The sequence below is a fragment of the Methyloglobulus morosus KoM1 genome (genome assembly GCF_000496735.2).
GTDB lineage: Bacteria > Pseudomonadota > Gammaproteobacteria > Methylococcales > Methylomonadaceae > Methyloglobulus > Methyloglobulus morosus.
Genome location: NZ_AYLO01000178.1, coordinates 1 through 4,161, shown reverse-complemented (window position 1 = coordinate 4,161; position 4,161 = coordinate 1). Strand labels below are relative to the sequence as shown.

Genomic DNA, 4,161 nt, shown 5'->3' with positions numbered 1-4,161 from the left:
ATTTTGTATCGCTCAAGACCATTCTGACCATAACAAAATATCTGTGAAAACTATATTTTACAATGGCTTTCGGTTATTTGTTAAAGTAATTGAGAACAGCCCCTAGGCATTGGGTTAAATCCCATATCACTTAACCCGACATGTCGCTTAGGCGTAACGCATAACAATTACCGCAACGAAAACATTTAACAAGACCATAAATCTAGCCTGACTATAATACGACATAACAAAACCTTATCCCTGCTTTATTCTCACCATTAAGCCCACTTGGTTTAAATCAGGACCATCCAGCAATCGTTTTATATTGAACGCCAAAAAATCGTCCTGATTTTGGCAAAAGGCATTCCATGCGCTGGCATGCAGGAAGGATGGAAACTCTACAAACCCGATTGGACCATTATCCGTCGTCGTGTAAAAACAACAGATAAGCTTACCGTCAAATTTTTCAATACTAAGTTGCATGGAATTTTGACAGTCATTTACGTTATCCATGACTTGCTTGAAGCCTGTTGGGGCATATTTACCCTCAAAGGAATAAGGTTCCATTTGTAAATCCTTAGGTGAAATTAATAAATTAAGGGTTCAGGGGATTTTTCTACCTTCCCATACCCATAATTCCGATCAACCATCGAAATTGTTCAAATTAGTTGCGGTAATATTTATCAGCAGGGAAACGGGGCAAAACCAAACGCTGGTGAGCCCAAAATGTCTGGCTTAAAAAATAAAACATGGCTATTTATACCATTCGATAAGACCACTCCTCACTAAAAACCTGCGCTAATTACTCATATCCACATGTCGGCTCTCGTCCCCCAAAATTCATAGACGGCATCGTAGGGGACGTTGAGACCGTTAATGTCTTGCCGGGGATTGCAATGGCCGAGTGCGACACCACCAACGGTGGAAAGCCGACGTATAAAATTAACATCCTGGAACAATCCCTGAGCTTGACCGTGGGCCGCCACTTCCAGCAGCAGCTCTGGGATCGCCCCCTCACGGGGCGTACTGGCTATCACCCGACCTACAACACTGCTGCCGTCCTGAAACTGCCAGGATGGCCCAGAATAATGCACAACATGGCGGCTTAGCGGGTCATGAAGAATTGCCATCGGGCCACTAAATTTCCAGACACCTTCTGGCGCGCACTGGTAGGATTGTATTCCGTGCACCACCTGTGTCCGCAATAACAAGTGCTGATGGCTGGGAATCTCAACCGCATAGGCAGTGACGGACAGGCTTATGCCAATAGCGGTAACCAGAGCATGGATTTTCGTTTTCTTTATCATGATTTGATCTCCAAGCAGTAATTGATCGGTAAGTTTGAGTTCAGGATATTTTTTAATCCCTCCCTGCTTCGTAATTCCGCTCTGTCGCCGAAATTGTTCAAATTTATTTTTTATTGGCGGTCAAGGATGGGTGAAATCGAATGTTTTGCCAATTGCACCGTGGCAGGAGGGATTGAGTGCACCGTGATCAGCACGAATAATCTAAGATTTGGCTACCAACCTATATTTACTGGGCAATGTAGATGCCTAGCGTTGCGCTGGATATCTAAGCAAAGTTTGACGGTCAGCGTGGTAGCGGATTTGAGAAAACAAAACGTCGTTAATAATTAGCGCTACCTTTTCATCCCACCATCTGAACGAATTCTTTGTGCCGTATGGCGAGCACTCACCTCTGGCAAAATGGCCATTCAAAATGGGTTTAATCACGGGTTAGCACAGGGATATTGAAATCATATCGGGACAGCCGCCCGATAAACCATCGCAGGACTTTACCCTTGTTTGATGTTTTCCACGCCATATTGATGGCTTCTGTCGGTATCGCGTTTTCCACTGGCAATGCAATAAGCTGGCCTTGTCCAAGCTGTGCTTGAATCCGGTGAGCCGGCAGAAAACCGACACCTAAACCTAAACATTGGGCATGAATTTTTTCGGTAATTGACGGCACGCTCAAGACCGGACGCTTGCTGAACACCCGGCGGCTTTGCGCAGCTTGGTTCCTAGCGGAATCCCTGACCACGATAAAGCGGTGCTGTTCAATTAATTGCCGGGAAAGTGGCAAGGGTGCGATGGCCAGTTCATGTCCGGGCGCGACGGCAAAAAGCCATTCAATCTCACCAATCTTCTGGTATTTGACACCTGGACTAGGCATGCTTTCAGTTCCTGTACCGATCACCAAATCAGCCCGATTGGCCAGTACAGCCTCTTGCGATCCGCCTAGAACTTCCTCGTAAATATTGATTTCAATATCCGGCAGCACCCCATAAAACTCGCTTATCAGAGGATAAATGAACTCAAAACTTAGAATGGAGTCGATTGCGATATTGAACACAGGTTCGAAACCGCTATGGGTTTTTTTGGTGGCGGCCGCCAAGCGTTCGGTTGCCTCCAGGATTTCCCGACCTTGCTCGAGCAATACGTGTCCGGCCTGGGTCAGTACAGCCTTTCTGCCTTCCTTGCGGAACAAGACCACATCCAGATCTTGTTCCAGTTTCTGTACGGCATAGGAAATGGCCGACGGTACCCGAAATAGTTCGTTACCCGCTGCTGCAAAACTGCCTTTCCGGGCTATAGCATCCAGCACTTCCAAGGCATCAAGGGTAATCGGATACTTCATATTGGCTATTGTTCAAATATTTTGAATGGATTAAACAAAATCTATCGCTTTTTATTCTAATAAGCAACTATATAATGACATTGACGTTTCAATTTATTAAACATTTACGAGACAATTATGAAAGATTTAATCAATAAAGTTCTAGTTTCAAATGCAGGTTGGGAAGCTGTTACCCTGCGCGTACCTATCGGTATTATCCTGGCGGCACACGGTAGCCAAAAACTGTTTGGCTGGTTTGGTGGTTACGGTTTAGACGGCACAGGACAATGGATGGCATCGGTGGGCTTAAACCCAGGTTTTGTTATGGCATTATTGGCCGGTAGTGCCGAGTTTTTCGGCGGTATTGCCTTAATATTGGGTTTATTGACCCGTCCTGCCGCTACGGTGAGTGCTGTGACAATGCTGGTGGCACTGTTCGGTGTGCATTGGGGTAACGGCTTTTTCCTGGATTCGCATGGCATTGAATATGCGCTGGCCTTATTGTCCGCAACCGTAACACTGATATTGATGGGTGGTGGACGTTATTCTTTAGATAGCTATTTGGTTAAAACGATAGACTGGGAGTGAAAAATGAAGCAGCAAAACAGGCAGCTCGGAACGACCATTACCGGACATAATACTTCGGATGGCGCAGGGGTGAAGCTCAAGCGCATCATCAATCCGCAGCAACACAACTTTGACCCGTTTATCTTATTCGATGAATTTGGCTCGGATGAAGCCGCTGATTATATTGGCGGTTTCCCAAACCACCCGCATCGCGGCTTTGAAACGGTGACTTACATGCTGGCTGGTGCCATGTTGCACCGAGACCATTTGGGCAATGAAGGCCATTTGAGGAAAGGCGATGTACAATGGATGACCGCCGCGCACGGCATTATCCATTCAGAAATGCCGGAACAGGAAAACGGATTGCTGCACGGCTTTCAGCTTTGGCTAAACCTGCCTGCCAAGGAAAAAATGAAGCCGCCGCATTACCGGGACATCGCGGCTAAGGACATCCCCCATATCACATTGCCTAACGGGGGTTATATCAAGCTGATTGCTGGGGATTATGTGGGTGAAACAGGCAAACAATCAGGTGCAGTGACTGGCGTGACGACACAGCCCTTGTATTTCGATGTGTTGTTAAGCCCTCAGCAGGAATTGGACATCCCGATAGGCCCTGGGCATACCGTTTTAATTTATGTCTACCACGGTGAGTTGATTCTCGGCGCATCGGATAAAACAGTAAAAGCCGGACAATTGGGGCAGCTCATTGACGGCAATAACATCCATCTGTTAACGCTAGATCAGCCGGCACAATTTTTAGTGTTGGCGGCAATGCCGTTGAATGAGCCCGTCGTGCAATCAGGCCCGTTCGTCATGAACACGACGGCAGAGATCGAACAGGCTTACCGGGATTATCGTGATGGGGTGTTGACGAAGTGATTCCATTATCGTTCCCACGCTCTGCGTCACTGCCATTAAGTTAAGCCCTATTTGTCTCAAAAGCACAGTTTTTTCTGCCGTTTATGGAAACTCAGCAACGAGCGGGCCGAACTG

General features: G+C 46.8%; 5 protein-coding genes. 2 read left to right on the top strand and 3 right to left on the bottom strand.

All coding sequences use genetic code 11. The annotated features are described in order from the left end of the window. Positions 1-234: 234 nt before the first annotated feature. From MGMO_RS18600 to MGMO_RS18590, 3 genes are all read right to left on the bottom strand, one after another. A complete protein-coding gene (locus tag MGMO_RS18600) occupies positions 235-546 on the bottom strand; it encodes a hypothetical protein (RefSeq protein WP_023496625.1) in 312 nt (103 codons plus the stop codon). Positions 547-785: 239 nt separating this feature from the next. Then, positions 786-1,286: a DUF3455 domain-containing protein gene (locus tag MGMO_RS18595; protein WP_023496624.1), complete on the bottom strand. Its 501-nt coding sequence runs from the start codon at positions 1,284-1,286 to the stop codon at positions 786-788. Between the two features lie 418 nt (positions 1,287-1,704). Then, positions 1,705-2,619 carry a LysR family transcriptional regulator gene (locus tag MGMO_RS18590; protein ID WP_023496623.1) on the bottom strand — a complete coding sequence of 305 codons (915 nt, stop codon included), beginning with the start codon at positions 2,617-2,619 and terminating at the stop codon, positions 1,705-1,707. A 117-nt stretch (positions 2,620-2,736) separates the two neighbouring features. Between MGMO_RS18590 and MGMO_RS18585 the strand changes: the two genes are divergently transcribed. Then, positions 2,737-3,186, top strand: coding sequence for a DoxX family protein (locus tag MGMO_RS18585; RefSeq protein ID WP_023496622.1), 450 nt, complete (start codon positions 2,737-2,739; stop codon positions 3,184-3,186). A gap of 3 nt (positions 3,187-3,189) precedes the next feature. Next, positions 3,190-4,047 carry a pirin family protein gene (locus MGMO_RS18580; RefSeq protein ID WP_023496621.1) on the top strand — a complete coding sequence of 286 codons (858 nt, stop codon included), beginning with the start codon at positions 3,190-3,192 and terminating at the stop codon, positions 4,045-4,047. Positions 4,048-4,161: the final 114 nt, after the last annotated feature.

Coding starts and splice junctions, on each gene's coding strand:
- MGMO_RS18595 (WP_023496624.1), bottom strand. CDS start 1,286: ATGATAAAGAAAACGAAAATCCATGCTCTGGTTACCGCTATTGGCATA.
- MGMO_RS18585 (WP_023496622.1), top strand. CDS start 2,737: ATGAAAGATTTAATCAATAAAGTTCTAGTTTCAAATGCAGGTTGGGAA.
- MGMO_RS18580 (WP_023496621.1), top strand. CDS start 3,190: ATGAAGCAGCAAAACAGGCAGCTCGGAACGACCATTACCGGACATAAT.
- MGMO_RS18600 (WP_023496625.1), bottom strand. CDS start 546: ATGGAACCTTATTCCTTTGAGGGTAAATATGCCCCAACAGGCTTCAAG.
- MGMO_RS18590 (WP_023496623.1), bottom strand. CDS start 2,619: ATGAAGTATCCGATTACCCTTGATGCCTTGGAAGTGCTGGATGCTATA.